Origin of the sequence: Actinacidiphila glaucinigra, from assembly GCF_900188405.1 — a bacterium.
Classification (GTDB): domain Bacteria; phylum Actinomycetota; class Actinomycetes; order Streptomycetales; family Streptomycetaceae; genus Actinacidiphila; species Actinacidiphila glaucinigra.
Genome location: NZ_FZOF01000007.1, coordinates 174806 through 188912 on the forward strand (window position 1 = coordinate 174806; position 14107 = coordinate 188912).

Annotated in this window: 14 protein-coding genes; 6 read left to right on the plus strand and 8 right to left on the minus strand. The window is 75.5% G+C overall.

The genetic code is table 11. The features are described 5' to 3' along the window. Window positions 1-47: 47 nt before the first annotated feature. Complete coding sequence (locus CHF15_RS16785) at window positions 48-605, plus strand: YbaK/EbsC family protein (protein ID WP_089224615.1); 558 nt, start codon at window positions 48-50, stop codon at window positions 603-605. Further along, a complete protein-coding gene (locus tag CHF15_RS16790; protein ID WP_089224616.1) occupies window positions 602-1426 on the plus strand; it encodes a GNAT family N-acetyltransferase in 825 nt (274 codons plus the stop codon). Before CHF15_RS16785 ends, CHF15_RS16790 begins: the two co-directional genes overlap by 4 nt. On the opposite strand, the gene CHF15_RS16795 is transcribed toward CHF15_RS16790, so the two are convergent. Both CHF15_RS16795 and CHF15_RS16800 read right to left on the minus strand, forming a co-directional pair. Further along, window positions 1401-1931, minus strand: coding sequence for a GNAT family N-acetyltransferase (locus CHF15_RS16795; protein WP_089224617.1), 531 nt, complete (start codon window positions 1929-1931; stop codon window positions 1401-1403). The genes CHF15_RS16790 and CHF15_RS16795 overlap by 26 nt on opposite strands. Window positions 1932-1996: 65 nt before the next feature. After that, window positions 1997-2404 carry a CoA-binding protein gene (locus CHF15_RS16800; RefSeq protein ID WP_089224866.1) on the minus strand — a complete coding sequence of 136 codons (408 nt, stop codon included), beginning with the start codon at window positions 2402-2404 and terminating at the stop codon, window positions 1997-1999. Between the two features lie 72 nt (window positions 2405-2476). On the opposite strand from CHF15_RS16800, the gene CHF15_RS16805 reads away from it, so the two are divergent. Continuing rightward, on the plus strand, window positions 2477-3106 hold the full coding sequence (locus tag CHF15_RS16805; protein WP_089224618.1) for a YigZ family protein: 630 nt from the start codon (window positions 2477-2479) through the stop codon (window positions 3104-3106). A gap of 70 nt (window positions 3107-3176) precedes the next feature. Here CHF15_RS16805 and CHF15_RS16810 read toward each other — a convergent pair whose 3' ends face one another. Then, the gene (locus CHF15_RS16810; RefSeq protein WP_245938874.1) at window positions 3177-4814 is read right to left on the minus strand and encodes a serine/threonine-protein kinase; all 1638 of its coding nucleotides are present in this window, start codon (window positions 4812-4814) and stop codon (window positions 3177-3179) included. 191 nt (window positions 4815-5005) lie between these two features. On the opposite strand from CHF15_RS16810, the gene CHF15_RS16815 reads away from it, so the two are divergent. Next, window positions 5006-6166 carry an exonuclease SbcCD subunit D gene (locus CHF15_RS16815; RefSeq protein WP_089224620.1) on the plus strand — a complete coding sequence of 387 codons (1161 nt, stop codon included), beginning with the start codon at window positions 5006-5008 and terminating at the stop codon, window positions 6164-6166. Next, window positions 6166-9168, plus strand: a complete 3003-nt coding sequence (locus CHF15_RS16820; protein WP_089224621.1) for an AAA family ATPase — start codon at window positions 6166-6168, stop codon at window positions 9166-9168. The genes CHF15_RS16815 and CHF15_RS16820 overlap by 1 nt, the downstream gene beginning before the upstream one ends. On the opposite strand, the gene CHF15_RS16825 is transcribed toward CHF15_RS16820, so the two are convergent. Continuing rightward, window positions 9133-9582: an Lrp/AsnC family transcriptional regulator gene (locus CHF15_RS16825; RefSeq protein WP_089224622.1), complete on the minus strand. Its 450-nt coding sequence runs from the start codon at window positions 9580-9582 to the stop codon at window positions 9133-9135. The genes CHF15_RS16820 and CHF15_RS16825 overlap by 36 nt on opposite strands. Before the next feature lie 94 nt (window positions 9583-9676). Between CHF15_RS16825 and CHF15_RS16830 the strand changes: the two genes are divergently transcribed. Further along, a complete protein-coding gene (locus tag CHF15_RS16830) occupies window positions 9677-10189 on the plus strand; it encodes a rhodanese-like domain-containing protein (protein ID WP_089224623.1) in 513 nt (170 codons plus the stop codon). Window positions 10190-10207: 18 nt separating this feature from the next. Here the strand turns inward: CHF15_RS16830 and CHF15_RS16835 are convergent, their stop codons facing one another. The 4 genes from CHF15_RS16835 to CHF15_RS16850 form a co-directional block, all read right to left on the minus strand. Beyond that, window positions 10208-11005 carry an ATP-grasp domain-containing protein gene (locus tag CHF15_RS16835; protein ID WP_179279855.1) on the minus strand — a complete coding sequence of 266 codons (798 nt, stop codon included), beginning with the start codon at window positions 11003-11005 and terminating at the stop codon, window positions 10208-10210. 51 nt (window positions 11006-11056) lie between these two features. Further along, a complete protein-coding gene (locus tag CHF15_RS16840; protein WP_089224625.1) occupies window positions 11057-11599 on the minus strand; it encodes a GNAT family N-acetyltransferase in 543 nt (180 codons plus the stop codon). A gap of 271 nt (window positions 11600-11870) precedes the next feature. After that, window positions 11871-13547 (minus strand): DUF885 domain-containing protein, encoded by a 1677-nt coding sequence (locus CHF15_RS16845; RefSeq protein ID WP_089224867.1) that lies wholly within the window; start codon window positions 13545-13547, stop codon window positions 11871-11873. A gap of 48 nt (window positions 13548-13595) precedes the next feature. Beyond that, window positions 13596-14078 carry an Lrp/AsnC family transcriptional regulator gene (locus tag CHF15_RS16850; RefSeq protein ID WP_089224626.1) on the minus strand — a complete coding sequence of 161 codons (483 nt, stop codon included), beginning with the start codon at window positions 14076-14078 and terminating at the stop codon, window positions 13596-13598. Window positions 14079-14107 lie beyond the last annotated feature (29 nt).

Here is a 14107-nt window from a genome sequence, read left to right on the forward strand (position 1 = left end):
TCGGGACGACGCGCCGCCGGCTCCCGGGATTTGTTAGCGTGCCGGGCATGCGCGCACCCATCGGCACCTTCACCGACGTCCACCCCGCCGTGGAACGGCTCGACCTGCTGCCGGCCCCCGTCGCCGCAGCGCTGACGGCGTGGAGCGGGCAGGTGCCGGTCGGGGAACTGCTGCTGGTCGACACCGACCCGGAGAAGGCCGACACCGCGGTCTTCGCCGAGGCGTACGGGGTCGCCCTGGAGCAGTCCGCGAACTGCGTGGTCGTCGCGGGCAAGCGCGGCGGGGAGGTCACGCTCGCCGCGTGCGTCGTCCTCGCCACCACGCGGGCCGACGTGAACGGCCTCGTGCGGCGCCATCTCGGGGTCCGCAAGGCCTCGTTCGCGCCGATGGACACCGCCGTGGGCGAGAGCGGCATGGAGTACGGCGGCATCACCCCGATCGGGCTGCCCGCCGCCTGGCCGCTGCTGGTGGACGCGTCGGTCGCCGACACCCCTTACGTGATCATCGGCAGCGGCCGGCGGCGCGGCAAGCTGCTCGTGCCCGGCAAGGCGCTGGCCTCGCTGCCCGGTGTGGAACTGCTGGAAGGGCTGGGACTCCCCGCGTGACGGAACTGCTGGACCGCCTGGAGCGCTACTACGACGCCGTGCCCCGGGCGGGCGCGCGCGCCGAGGAGCACGGCCCGCTCACCCTCTTCGTGCGCGAGGGCGTCGGCTGGCCCTTCTACGCCCGCCCGGCGCCGGCCGCGGCCGGCGGCCCCGTCGGCCGGGCCGACGTGGACCGGGTCCGGGCCCGGCAGCGGGAACTGGGCGTGCCCGAGTGCTTCGAGTGGATCGCGGAGACCAGCCCCGGGCTGCGGGAGGCGGCGCGGGCGTCCGGCCTCGCCGTGCACGAGCACCCCCTGATGGTGCTCGATCCGCTCGCCCCGCCGCCGCTGCCGCCGGAACTCCCCGCGGGCGTCGGCGTGCGGCTGCTGGGGCCCGGCGACCCGGCGCTGCCCACCGCGCTCACCGTGCCGCACCTGGCCTTCGCGCAGCCCGGCACCGCCATCGGCACCGCCGGGCGGGCGGAACTCGCCGCCGCGCTCGCGCTGCACGCCGCCCCGGGGCTCGTGGCGACCGCGGAGGCACGCGTGCGGGCCGGGCTCACCGTCCACGCCGCCGCCGTCGAGGGCGGCACCGCGCTGTGCGCGGGCCAGTACAACCCCGTGGGCGAGGTCTGCGAGATCGTCGGCGTCGGCACCCTGCCCAGCGCCCGCCGACGCGGTCTGGCCCTCGCGGTCACCGGCGCGCTCGTCGCCGACGCCCGCGAACGCGGGCTGACCACGGTGTTCCTCTCGGCCGGCGACGAGGACGTCGCCCGGATCTACGCCCGGCTCGGCTTCCGCCGGGTCGGCACGGCCCTCATCGCGGAGCCGCCCGCCCAGTGACGGGGCCGCCGTCCGGCCGACGCGACAGGTCCAGCGACAGAGGGATCGAGTGCTCGACGAAGCCCAGGCTGCGGTACAGCGGTTCGGCCTCGGCGGTCGCGTGCAGATCGACGCGGGTCACGCCCTCTTCCGCGAACCACGCGAGCAGGGCCTCCGTCGTCGCCCGGGCGTACCCCAGGCCGCGGTAGCGGGTGTCGGTGCAGACGTTGAAGACGAAGCCGAACCGGCCCGCCGGGTGCCCCGGAGCGGGCAGCCGCTCCTCGATCCGGCCCACCGCGCACGCCGCCAGGTGCGGGCCGTCCGCGACCGCCGGATCGCCGTCCACCACGAACGCCCCCAGCCACCGCGCACCGCCTCCGGCGAGCTGCTCGCGCGCCCGCTCCTCGGCGGCGGCCTCCCAGGGACCGGGCTCGTCCCGGCCGCTCATGGCCAGGAACATCAGCCGCCGCAGCCGCACCAGCTCGGCGGCGTCATCGGGTCGGGCGGGGCGTACGGGACCGGACATGTGCGCACGCTACAACAGGGGTTCCGCCCGCACGCAGCCGATTTCGGGCCCGAAGGCCGGGATGCCTAGCCGAGCCGGGGGATCTCGATCGCGGGGCAGCGGTCCATGACCATCAGCAGCCCCGCGTCCCTGGTGCGCCGGTACGCGTCCTCGTCGATCACTCCGAGCTGGTACCAGACCGCCTTCGCGCCGATCGCGACGGCCTCGTCCGCGACGGGGCCGGCCAGGTCGGAGTTGACGAAGACGTCCACCACGTCGACCGGGAACGGGATGTCGGCGAGCGAGGCGTAGCCCTGCTCGCCGTGCACGGTCTCGGCCTTCGGGTGCACCGGCACCACGCGCTTGCCGTAGCGCTGCAGTACGGCGGCGACACCGTACGCCGCCCGTGAGGCGTTGTTGGACAGCCCCACCACGGCCCAGGTGTCCCCGAGGCCGGTCAGGATCTCCCGAACCGCCGCGTCGTCTGCGTGCACGTCGTCCTCCCTCGTTCCCATCCGCAGCAGTCAACCAGAGGACGCACCTGGCTGTTCCCGTAGGGTGGCGGGGTGGTGGAGCGGTATCTGACGATCGGGCGCGAGCACGTCCACGAGAGCGAGATCAAGCGCTCGCGGTTCCTGTGCGCGCTGGCGCCGGTGTCCAGTGAGGAGGCGGCGCAGGAGTTCCTCGCCCGCGTCCGCAAGGAGCACGCCGGGGCGACGCACAACTGCTACGCCTACGTGCTCGGCGCCGAGGGCCGGATCCACAGGGCGAGCGACGACGGGGAACCGGGCGGCACCGCGGGCACCCCCATGCTGCAGGTGCTGCTGCGCCGCGAGGTCCGGGACGTCATCGCCGTCGTCACCCGCTACTACGGCGGCGTCCAGCTCGGCGCGGGGGGCCTGGTCCGCGCCTACGGGGGCGCCGTCTCGGCGGCCCTCGACGAGCTCGGCACGGTGGAGCGCCAGAAGCTCGCGCTGGTCACCGTCGTCGCCGACCACCAGCGGGCCGGGCGCATCGAGAACGACCTGCGCGCCGCCGGCCGCGCCGTGCGAGGCGTCGCCTACGGCGCGGCGGAGGTGCGCATCGAACTGGGCGTGCCGCAGGAGGAACTGGCCGCCTTCCGGGCCTGGCTCGCCGACGCGTCCGCGGGGACCGCGGGCGTGGAGGTCTCGGGCACCGCCTTCGTGGACGTCTGACCGGGGCCGGGGGCCGGGGCCCAGTGGGGGCCGGTCAGCGGTGCGCGCCGCGGTTCGCCCGGCCGGGAGGTCAGTCCCCGGCCATGACGTCGGTGACCTTTCCCTTGACGGTGGCCTCGATGAAGCAGGTGCGGTACTCGTCGGTCCGGTAGTAGTACATGGACGGCTTCTTGCTGATGATGTCGGGCTTCACGATCGCGTACGTGGCCTGCGGATGCTTGACCTTGCACTCCTTGTCCGCACGGCTCATCAGGGCCGGCAGCGCGTCCCAGTCGACGGTCGTGAGGTCGACGACCGTGTCGTCGGCGTCGATGGTGCCCTTGATGATCCCTTCATCGAGCCCGCCGTCGCGGTACGAGTAGCTGTCGAAGACGGTCTTGTCCGTCTTCTTCGGCGCGCTGAAGCTCGCGAAGTCCTCGTAGAGGGTCAGCTCGACCACCTTGGTGCCGCCCGAGACCGACTTGACGACGTCCGTCATCGAGCGGCCCCCGGCCGGCGAGAGCAGGTTCTTCGGCGCCGCCGTGCTCGGGGCACCGGAGGATCGCGTGCCCTTCCGTGTGCCTGTGCCGCCCTTCCCGGCGGCGCCGGCGTCCCCGTCGCCGTGGAGCTGCGGGACGAGGGTCCACAGCAGGACGCCCGCGACACCGACCGCCGCGACCGCGGTGGCGGCGGCCAGCACCCGGCCGGCCCGCCCCGCGCGGGGGGTCGCGGGGAGCGGGGTCGGCCGGGTCGCGGGCTGCGGCGGGTAGTACGGGTGGGGCGCGCTGTGCGCCATGGGCCGGTACGACGCCGGGGCGGGCCCGAAACCGGGGGGCACCGCGTCCACGGGCCCGGGCGCGGGCGCGGGGAGCACTGGCGCGGGCGCCGCGCCGCGCTCCACGTCGGCGAGCATCCGGTCGAGCGCGTCGGCGCCGGGCCGCGCGGCGGCGTCCCGTACGAGCAGCGCGGTGAGCACCGGGGTCAGCGGCCCCGACCGCACCGGGGGCGGCAACGGCTCGTCGAGGACGGCGACGAGCGTCGCGATGCTGGTCTCGCGCCGCAGCGGATGGACGCCCTCCACCGCGACGTACAGCAGCATGCCGAGCGACCACAGGTCGGAGGCGGGATTGCCCTCCTCGCCGCGGATGCGCTCGGGGGCGATGTACTCGGGCGAGCCGATCAGGCCGCCGGTGGTCGTCAGCCGCGTCGAGTCGCGGAGCGTGGCGATGCCGAAGTCGGTGAGCACCGGAGTCATGTCGGGCCGCAGCAGCACGTTCGCGGGCTTCACGTCGCGGTGGTGGACGCCGACCGCGTGCGCGGCGCGCAGCCCCGCCAGGACGCCGCGGCCGACCGTGGCCGCCTCCGGAGGGGTCAGCGGGCCGCGGCCCAGCCGGTCCTGGAGCGAGCCGCCGGTCACCAGCTCCATCACGAGCCAGGGGTGGGGGAGTTCCGTTCTGTCCACGATGTGGTGGATCGTCGCGACATTGGGGTGGTGCACCCGGGCCAGCGCGCGGGCCTCGCGCAGCACACGCTCGCGCAGTTTGGCCGCCGCCTCGGGGTCGGAATCCGCCAAGTCCGGGTCGGGCGGGCGTACTTCCTTCAGGGCGACCTCGCGGTGCAGAGCGGTGTCGCGAGCCCGCCACACCAGGCCCATGCCGCCGCCGCCCAGTCGTTCCAGCAGCTCGAAGCGGCCGTCGATCAGTCGTCTGCCGGAGTCGCTCGCCGTCATGGCGGTCATCGTACGGGTGGGCGGGGACACGGCTTGACCGACCTTGCCCGAGTTCGGACTCCCGCGACGCGCTGACAGTGGTGGCCGATAGCCTGCTCTCGGAGCGCACGGGACCGGTGGGGACACCGGGGCCCGCGCGGAGCATGCGGAACGTGAGGCGGAGGACGGACCATGGGGGCGGGAGAGCCGCGGTGAGGTTGCTGCACACCTCCGACTGGCATCTGGGGCGGTCCTTCCACCGGGTCGGACTCCTCGACGCCCAGGCGGCGTTCATCGACCACCTCGTGGCGACGGCACGGGCGGAGCGCGTCGACGCCGTCCTCGTCGCCGGTGACGTCTACGACCGCGCGCTGCCCTCGCTGCCCGCCGTCGAGCTCTTCGACGACGCGCTGCACCGGCTCGCCGCCCTCGGCGTGCCCACGGTGATGATCTCCGGAAACCACGACTCCGCCCGCCGGCTGGGGGTGGCCTCAGGCCTGATCGACCGCGCCGGGATCCACCTGCGGACCGACCCGGCCGGCTGTGCGACGCCGGTCGTCCTGGCCGACGAGCACGGGCCCGTCGCCCTCTACGGGCTGCCCTATCTCGAACCCGCCCTGGTGCGCGAGGAGTTCACCCTCGACCGGGCCGGGCACACCGAGGTGCTGAGCGCCGCGATGACACGGGTCCGCGCCGACCTGGCCGCCCGCCCCGCGGGCACCCGCTCCGTCGTGCTGGCGCACGCGTTCGTCGCGGGCGGCGCGCCCAGCGACAGCGAGCGGGACATCACGGTCGGCGGCGTCGCGGCCGTGCCCGCGGACGTCTTCGAGGGCATCGACTACGTGGCCCTCGGCCACCTCCACGGCTGCCAGACGATCTCCGACCGCGTGCGCTACTCCGGCTCCCCGCTCGCGTACTCCTTCTCCGAGGCCGACCACCGCAAGAGCATGTGGCTGGTCGACCTCGGCGCCGACGGATCCGTGGCCGCCGAGCGGGTCGACTGCCCCGTGCCGCGGCCGCTCGCCCGGATCCGCGGCCGCCTCGGGGAACTGCTGGAGGACCCGGAGCACGCACGGCACGAGGACTCCTGGGTCGAGGCCACCCTCACCGACCCGCACCGCCCGCACGAGCCCATGGCCCGTCTGCGCAAGCGGTTCCCGCACGCCCTCGCGCTGGCCTTCGAGCCGGAGCGGACGGACGCCGATCCCCACGCCTCGTACGCGCAGCGCCTGCGCGGCCGCTCCGACCGGCAGATCGCCGAGGACTTCGTGACCCACGTGCGCGGCACGGGACCCGACACCGCGGAGCGGGGCGTCCTGCGGGACGCGTTCGACGCGGTCCGCAGCGATGCCGCACGGGCGGAGACCGACTGATGCGCCTGCACCGTCTGACCCTGACCGCCTTCGGGCCGTTCGCCGGCAGCCACACCGTGGACTTCGACGAACTGTCCGCGGCCGGGCTGTTCCTGCTGCACGGCGCGACCGGCGCCGGCAAGACCTCCGTCCTCGACGGGGTGTGCTTCGCCCTGTACGGCGGCGTTCCCGGCAGCCGGCAGGGCAACCGGCTGCGCAGCGACCACGCCGGACAGGACACGCTCACCGAGGTCGTGCTCGACCTGACCGTGGGCGGCCGGCGGCTGGAGATCACCCGCAGGCCCGAGCAGCCGCGCCCCAAGAAGCGCGGCAGCGGCTGGACGATGGAGAAGGCCGTCACCCTGCTGCGCGAGCACACCGCGGGGCAGTGGCGGGCGCTCAGCAAGTCCCACCAGGAGGCGGGCGAGGAGCTGAGGCAGCTCATCGGCATGAGCCGGGAGCAGTTCTGCCAGGTCGTGCTGCTGCCCCAGGGCGAGTTCGCGACGTTCCTGCGGGCCACCGCCACCGAGCGGGCCGCCCTGCTCGGCAAGCTCTTCGACACCCGCCGCTTCAAGGCCGTCGAGGAGTGGCTGCGGGCCGAGCGGCGGGCCGCCGAGCAGCGGGTCGCCGCCGGGGACGGCGAACTGCTGCGGCTCGCCGAGCGCATGGGCCAGGCCGCCGGGGACGACCCCGAGGCCCTCGCCGGGCCGTTGCCCGAGGGCGCCGCCGCCGGCGACCCGGAACTGGCCGCGCACATCCTGCGCTGGGCGGCCGTCCTGGCCACCACCGCCCGCGAACGCGCCGGTATCGCCGACCTCGCCGTCACCGCCGCGGAGGGCGCGCACGAGCAGGCCCAGCGCGAGGCCGAGGCGGTACGCGAACTCGCCGTACGGCAGCGCCGCCACGCCGCCGCCGCGCGCCGGGCCCACGACATGGCCGGCGAGCGCGAGGCCCGCGCCCGCGAACAGGACCTGCTGGGGACGGCGGAGCGGGCCGCCACCGTGGCGCCCGCCCTGGAGCTGCGCGAGCGCGCCGCCGGCCGGCAGGCGCGTACGGCCGCCGAGGAGCGCTCCGCCCGCGCGGGCCTGCCCGCCGGGCAGTACGAGGCGGGCGCAGAACAGCTCGCCGAGTACGAGAACCGGCTCCGCGAGGAGCTGGGCGGCCTCGCCGACGCCGACCGCGACGAGCAGCGTGCCGCGGAACTGGCCCACGACCGCGCCCGCGTGGAGCGCGAGGCCGCCGAGGACGAACGGCTGACCGCCGACACCGCCGCCTGGCTCGACGGATGGGAGACCGAACGCCTCGGCCGCGAACGCGCCGTGGACGCCGCCCAGTCCGCCGCCACCCGCGCCGCCGAGCTCTCCGGCGCCCTCGACCGGGCCCGCCGCCGCCTCGACGCCGCCCGCGAACGCGACAGCCACGCCACCGCGCTGCTCGCCGCGCAGGACCGGCTGCGCACGGCACGCGACGCGGCCGCCGACGCCCGCGACCACTGGCAGGACGTGCGCGAGGCCCGCATCAACGGCATGGCCGCCGAACTGGCCGCACAGCTCAGCCCCGGCGAGGGCTGCCTGGTCTGCGGCGCCACCGAGCACCCCCGCCCGGCCCGCCCCGCCGCCCGCCAGGTGGGCCGCGCCGACGAGGAGGCCGCGCAGGAGGCCCAGCAGCGGACCGCCGGCGCACGGGACGCCGCACAGGAGCAGGTCGTACACCTCGCCGCCGCCCGTGACGCGGCCCTCGCCGCCGCGGGACCGGAGCCGGCGGCCGAACTCGCCGCCGCGCACGCCGCGCTGGAGGAGGAGTACCGGGCCGCCGTGCGCTCCGCCGCGGGAGCGCCCGAGGCGCGCCAGGCACTCGACCGGGCCCTCGCGGAGCACGCCCGGCGCACCGCCGACCGCGGCGACGCCGAGAGCCGGCTCGCCTCCCTCACCACCCGCCGGGAACTCCTCGACCGGGAGGCCGCCGAACTCACCGCCCGGCTGGCCCGGGCCCGCGGCGCCCACGCCACCGTCGCCGAGCGCCGCGCCCGGCTCACGGCGGACGCCCGGCTCGCGGCGGCCGCGGCCGGGGCGGCCCGCGCCGCCCAGGAGTCCGCCCGCGCGCTGAAGGAGGCCGACTCCGACCTGGCCGACGCCGCCTACAAGGCCGGCTTCCCCACACCCGAGGCGGCGGCCGAAGCCCTGCTGCCCGAGACGGAACTGCGGCGGCTGCGGCAGCGGGCGGAGGAGTGGCGCCGCGAGGAGGCCGCGGTCACCGCCGAACTCACCGCCCTGGAACTGGCCGAGGCCGCCGCGCTGCCCCCGGCCGACCCCGACGGGGCCCGCCGGGCCGTCGAGACCGCGACCGTACGGCTGCGCGGGGTAACCGCCCGGCAGTCCGCCGCGCACACCGCCCGCGAGGCCCTCGACCGGCTGCGGGCGGAGGCACTGCGCGGCACCAGGGCGCTCGCCCCGGCCCGCGAGGAGTACGCCCGGCTGCGGCGCCTCGCCGACCTCGCGACCGGCGCCGGGGAGAACACGCTGCGCATGGAGCTGGAGACCTATGTCCTCGCCGCCCGGCTGGAACAGGTCGCGGCCGCGGCCAGCGTCCGGCTGCACCGCATGTCCTCCGGGCGCTACACCCTCGTCCACACCGACGCCCGCGCCTCACGCAACGTCAAGTCGGGCCTGGGACTGATGGTCGTGGACTCCTGGACGGGCACCGAGCGCGACACCGCCACGCTCTCCGGCGGCGAGACCTTCTTCGCCTCCCTGGCCCTCGCCCTCGGTCTCGCCGACGTCGTCACGGACGAGGCGGGCGGCGCCCGCCTCGACACGCTCTTCGTCGACGAGGGCTTCGGCAGCCTCGACGAGCAGACTCTCGACGAGGTGCTGGACGTCCTCGACGGGCTGCGCGAACGCGACCGCGCCGTCGGCATCGTCAGCCACGTCGCCGAGCTCCGGCAGCGCGTCCCCGCCCAGTTGCAGGTCGTCAAGGGGCAGCGCGGGTCAGCCCTCCGCCACCGCACGGCGGGGGAGCGGTGAGGAGTAGACGACGCTCGTCGTCACCGAACCCAGGCCGGAGACGCGGCCGGTGACCTCCTCCAGGTGACGCATCGAACGGGCGGTGACCTTCAGGACGAAGCAGTCGTCGCCCGTCACATGGTGGGCCTCCAGGATCTCCGGGGTCGACTCCAGCAGATCGTGGAACGGCTTGTAGTTGCCGTGCGGGTAGCGCAGCCGGACGAACGCCAGGATCGGTCGGCCGGTCCGCTCCAGGTCCACCACGGCCGTGTACGCCGTGATCACCCCCGCCTCCTCCAGTCGCCGGACCCGCTCGGTCACGGCACTCGGGGACATCGACACGGCACGCGCCAGCTCGGCGTAGCTGGCCCGGCCGTCGCGCTGCAGGGCGTCCAGGATGCGCCAGTCGGTGGCGTCGAGGGATTCCACGGTCATGCCCCCTGGGTACCAGTGATTTCCCCGGCCGGGCAAGGCGGACGCCGGGGAACGGCCCTTCAGGCGGGCGGCCGGCGCGCATAGATTCGCCGCCATGACGACACAGACCGCCGCCTTTGCCCCCGCCCCGGCCGGCAACCCCGTCCTGCGGGTCCCGCCCGCCGCTCCGGCCGACGCCGCCGCGTACTTCGCCGCGAGCCTCGCCTTCCACGCCGACGTGTCCGACGTCGCGGCCGCCCTCGCCACGGCGGCGGAGACCGGCGCCGGGCCCGGCTTCGTCCTCGTCGACTCCCGCTCCACCCAGGCCTGGGAGCAGGGCCACGTCCCCGGTGCAGTCCACCTGCCCACCGCGGACGTCCCGCGGCTCGCCCCCGCCCTCCTCGACCGCGACGTGCCCGTCGTCGTGTACTGCTGGGGCCCCGGCTGCAACGGCGCGACCCGTGCCGCACACGCCCTGGCGAGCGCCGGCTACCGGGTCAAGGAGATGCTCGGCGGCATGGAGTACTGGATCCGCGAGGGTTTCGCCCACGAGACGGCCGACGGCACCGAGCGGCGCCCCGCCGACCCGCTGACCGCGCCCGTGGGCGCGGACGACTGCGGCTGCTGAGGCCGCCGCGGGCCCGCCTCAGCGGACGACGGAGACTTCCGGCCGCAGGAACCGGCGGTCCCGCGACCCGAAGCCGGTGAGCGGCGCCGCCGCCCGCAGGACGACGTCCAGCGCGGCATCGGCGTCGCAGGCGTAATGGCCGCTCGCCCAGGCCGCGTTGGCCTCGACCACCGCCCAGCCGTCCCCGGTCCGGCCGACGTCGACCACGATCGCGCCGGGCAGCTCAGGCACCCCGGGTGCGAAGAGCCGCCCGGCGAAGTCCCGCACCTCGCCGGCCAGCGGGTCGCCGTCCAGCGGCGCCACGTCCAGGCCGCCGCCGGTCGCGTAGCGGCTGCCCGTCACCACCTGGCCGTCCAGCAGGAACAGCCGGTACTCGGCGGCGAACGCCACGATGTCGCTGACCAGCACGGGAGCGTCGTCGTCCACCGCGTCAGGACCGGGCAGGCCGCTGCCGTCGGGATACACCCTGGCCGGGAAGCTCTTGTCGTTCGGCGGCTTCACGAAGGCGGGCCGGCGCAGCGCGCGGGCCTCCGCCACGGTCGTGAACCGGACGTCCCGCCCGACCAGTTCGAGCGGCAGCCGGGCCAGCCAGTCCTCGTCGGCCTCCAGCAGCCCCAGGCCCAGGTCCGCCGCCACGGCGTCGGCGAACAGCGGCCCCGCGTACAGCGACGGGCCCACCGCGTCCGCCGAGTCCTGCGGCACCCGCCACGTGGGCAGGGTGCGCGTCGCCATGCCGCGCCGGTGCGCGGCGGCGGCCAGCGCGTGGCCGGTGGCGGTGACGCGGGGTGAGAGGAAGAGGGTCCGGGACGTGGGCATGGTGTTCACGTCCCCGATCGTGGCGGAACCGGCGGGCGCCGCGACAGCGAATTACGCCGTCACACCCCGGCCGACCGGCCCCAACTCGTACGCCCACTGGGCGTCCCGGTCCGCGATGCGCCCGAAGCCGGCCCGCTCCAGCACCCGTTGCGAGGCGCGGTTGCCGGGGTCGGTGGTCGCCAGCACCGTGCGCACCTCGGCGCGGCTCAACGCCCACCGGGACAGCACCAGCACCGCGTCCGTCGCCCAGCCGACGCCGCGGGCGGACTCCGACAGGTCGTAGCCGATCTCCACCTGGCCGTCGACGGCGGAGGGCGGCCCGTGGAAGCCGATACCGCCGAGCGCGAGGCCGTCCTGCGACCGCTGGATCACGAACAGCCCCCATCCCGGGGCGTACACCCCGGCGGTCGCCGCGATCGTCATCATCCCGGCCGCGATGATCGTGCCCTCGCCCGGCCCGCCGTCGATCCACGCCAGCCCGGCCTGCTTGCCGTCGGCCAGCCGCGCCGCCTCCTCCGGGAGTTGCTCCCGCAGGGTCAGCCGGCCGTGCGCCAGCACGAGCCGTCCGTCTTCCCGTGAAGCGTTCGGGATCATCCGCGCAACACCCCCATGCACCTCACCCTATCCACCCCGCCCGGCCCGCACCCGCGGGTCCCCGCGGCCGTGGACCCGCACGGCGGGTGGACCGATCTCCCGTGAGGTGGGCCAGGGCCGGCGGGGTGTGCTGCCCGCTCACACCGAGACCGGCGTCCACCGGATGGACTGGCGGAACGGCCGCCCGACCCGGAGCGTCAGACGGCGGCGCGCACGGCGTCCTCCCCCGGACCCCGGGCAGGGCCCGGGGGAGGACGGGTGACCGCTGGAGCTAGAGCTTCGAGAGCTCGTCGACGAGGTCGTCCAGGCCCAGGGAGCCCTGCGACAGCGCGGCCATGTGCCAGGCCTTCGGGTCGAAGGAGTCGCCGTGCGCCTTGCGGGCGGCCTCGCGCCCGGCGAGCCAGGCGCGCTCGCCCAGCTTGTAGCCGATGGCCTGGCCCGGCATGCCGAGGTAGCGGATGATCTCGCTGTCGAGCATGGCGTCGCTGAGGCCGTTGAAGCGCCCGAAGAACTCGCGTCCCAGCTCCGGCGTCCAGGTCTCGCCCGGGCGGTACGGGCTGTCCTGCGGGATCTCCAGCTCCAGGTGCATGCCGATGTCCAGGATGACGCGGGTGGCCCGGAGCATCTGCGCGTTGAGGTAGCCGAGCCGGCGGCCCGCGTCCGTCAGGAAGCCGAGCTCGTCCATGAGGCGCTCGGCGTACAGGGCCCAGCCCTCCGCATTGGCGCTGACCTGGCCGAGCGTCGCCTGGTAGCGGCTGAGCCGGTCCGCGACGTACGCCCACTGCGCGAGCTGCAGGTGGTGGCCGGGGACGCCCTCGTGGTACCAGGTGCTGACCAGGTCCCACACGGGGAACCGCTCACGGCCCAGGGTGGGCAGCCAGGTGCGGCCCGGGCGGGAGAAGTCCAGGGAGGGCGAGGTGTAGTACGGCGCGGCGGCGCTGCCGGCCGGGGCGATGCGGGACTCGACGCGCTTGACGGGCTCGGCCAGGTCGAAGTGGGTGCCGTCGAGCGCCGCCATGGCCTCGTCCATCACGCCCTGCAGCCACTCGCGGACCGCGTCGACGCCCTCGATGGCCTCGCCGGCCTCGTCCAGGTGCGCCAGGGCCTCCATCGGGGTGGCACCGGGCAGCACCTTCTCCGCCTCGACGCGCATCTCGGCCTCGATGCGCCGGAACTCCTCCCAGCCCCAGGCGTACGCCTCGTCCAGGTCGAGGTCGGAGCCCGTCCAGTAGCGGGCCCAGCGGGCGTACCGCTCGCGGCCGACGGCGTCGGAAGTGCCCTCGACGGCCGGGGCGTAGGTGTCGCGCAGCCAGTCCCGCAGGCCCGCGACGGCCGCGGTGGCCTCGGCGGCGGCGCCGTCGAGCTCGGACCGCAGGGCCTTTGGGCCCTCCTTCACGAACTGCGCGAACCAGCTCGCTCCTGCGTCCTCGCCCAGCCACTCGCCGAGCTGCTCGACGACCGTGGCGACCTGGCGCGGCCCGGCCGGCAGCTTGCGGGCGACGCCCTCCTCCAGGGAGGCCCGGTAGCCGGCCAGGGCCTGCGGGACGGCGCGCAGCCGGGCGGCGACGGCGGCCCAGTCCTCGTCGGTCCCGGTCGGCATCAGCATGAACACACCGCGCACCGAGTGGACGGGGGAGTGCAGATTGCTCACGGCCCGCAGGCCCTCACCGGCCTCGTGCACGGCCAGCTCGGCGGTGAGCCGCTCGCGCAGCAGCCGCGCGCAGCGGCGCTCGTCGTCGTCCGGCACCTCGGCCGCGTCGATGCCGGCCAGGGTGCGGCGGGCGAGCTCGGCCTGGGCCTCCAGGCCGGCGGGGCTGAAGTCGGGGAGCCGGTCCTGGCCGGTCCGTACCCCCAGGTACGTGGCGGTGATGGGATCGAGTTCGGTGACCGCGTCGACGTACGCGTCGGCGATCCGGCGGGGCAGCGGGCTGCCGGTGGTGTCGGGCATGGTCACATCCTGGTACGGAGCGGCCCGCTCCGTCATCACCATTGACGATCATATTCCTGACGTGGGCGGGAGCAGCGGGCCGCAGTCCCAGTGCTGGAAGATCAACCGGGTTTCCACGCGGGCGACTTCGGGCCGCGAGGTGAACTCGTCGACGACCAGCCGCTGGAGGTCGCCGGTGCTCGCGACGGCCACGTGGACGAGATAGTCGTCGGGCCCGGTGAGGTGGAACAGCGCCCGCGACTCCGGCAGCGCCCGCACCCGTTCCACGAAGGGGCCGATCAGCTCGCGGCGGTGCGGCCGCACCTGGACCGCCAGCAGTGCCTCCAGCGGCCGCCCGAGCCGGGCCGGGTCGACCCGCAGCTCGTGGCCGAGGATCACCCCCGTGCGGCGCAGCCGGCCGACCCGGTCCAGACACGTGGACGGGGCCACGCCGACGGCGGCGGCGAGGTCCTTGTAGGTCGTCCGTGCGTCGTTCTGCAGGAGACGCAGAATCTCGAGGTCGACCGGATCCAGAAGCACAGAATCGGACATCGGCCGAAGTTAACACGGGCCTTTCACAC

Bases quoted from the DNA above. Each gene is read 5' to 3' on its own strand.
- CHF15_RS16825 (WP_089224622.1), bottom strand. From the start codon at position 9,582: ATGACCGTGGAATCCCTCGACGCCACCGACTGGCGCATCCTGGACGCC.
- CHF15_RS16830 (WP_089224623.1), top strand. From the start codon at position 9,677: ATGACGACACAGACCGCCGCCTTTGCCCCCGCCCCGGCCGGCAACCCC.
- CHF15_RS16795 (WP_089224617.1), bottom strand. From the start codon at position 1,931: ATGTCCGGTCCCGTACGCCCCGCCCGACCCGATGACGCCGCCGAGCTG.
- CHF15_RS16835 (WP_179279855.1), bottom strand. From the start codon at position 11,005: ATGCCCACGTCCCGGACCCTCTTCCTCTCACCCCGCGTCACCGCCACC.
- CHF15_RS16845 (WP_089224867.1), bottom strand. From the start codon at position 13,547: ATGCCCGACACCACCGGCAGCCCGCTGCCCCGCCGGATCGCCGACGCG.
- CHF15_RS16840 (WP_089224625.1), bottom strand. From the start codon at position 11,599: ATGATCCCGAACGCTTCACGGGAAGACGGACGGCTCGTGCTGGCGCAC.
- CHF15_RS16810 (WP_245938874.1), bottom strand. From the start codon at position 4,814: ATGACGGCGAGCGACTCCGGCAGACGACTGATCGACGGCCGCTTCGAG.
- CHF15_RS16820 (WP_089224621.1), top strand. From the start codon at position 6,166: ATGCGCCTGCACCGTCTGACCCTGACCGCCTTCGGGCCGTTCGCCGGC.
- CHF15_RS16850 (WP_089224626.1), bottom strand. From the start codon at position 14,078: ATGTCCGATTCTGTGCTTCTGGATCCGGTCGACCTCGAGATTCTGCGT.
- CHF15_RS16785 (WP_089224615.1), top strand. From the start codon at position 48: ATGCGCGCACCCATCGGCACCTTCACCGACGTCCACCCCGCCGTGGAA.